This window comes from Rhodococcus gordoniae, assembly GCF_001646655.1.
Taxonomy (GTDB): domain Bacteria; phylum Actinomycetota; class Actinomycetes; order Mycobacteriales; family Mycobacteriaceae; genus Rhodococcus; species Rhodococcus gordoniae.
This window is the reverse complement of sequence record NZ_LPZN01000098.1, coordinates 1-501: the sequence shown is the minus strand read 5'-3', so window position 1 is coordinate 501 and position 501 is coordinate 1. Positions and strand designations below refer to the sequence as shown.

The 501-nt window shown below is 61.1% G+C and carries 1 rRNA gene; it reads left to right on the top strand.

Features of this window, described 5'->3' with window-relative positions:
* A 23S ribosomal RNA gene (locus A8G18_RS22060) occupies nt 1–501 on the top strand; the annotation flags it as partial.

The window sequence follows — 501 nt, the reverse complement described above, 5'->3', positions numbered from 1 at the left end:
CCGAAGCCGCGGCATTCACACAACACCCCGGGCCGGTTACGGCTGGTCCGGCAGTGGTGTGGATGGGTAGGGGAGCGTCGTGTGGCCGTGGAAGCGCCGGAGTGATCCAGGTGTGGAGGCCACGCGAGTGAGAATGCAGGCATGAGTAGCGAAAGACGAGTGAGAAACTCGTCCGCCGGATGACCAAGGGTTCCTGGGCCAGGTTAATCCGCCCAGGGTGAGTCGGGACCTAAGGCGAGGCCGACAGGCGTAGTCGATGGACAACGGGTTGATATTCCCGTACCCGTGTATCCGCGCCCAATGGCGAATCAGTTGTGCTAACCGTCCAAAAGGTTGGTCGTCTCCTTCGGGAGTCGGCGAACCGGCTGCACGGGACCCCGATTGTAGTAGTCAAGCGATGGGGTGACGCAGGAAGGTAGCTGGGCCAGGTGATGGAATACCTGGTGTAAGCCGGTAGGGCGAATGGTAGGCAAATCCGCCATTCATGCAGCCTGAGAGGTG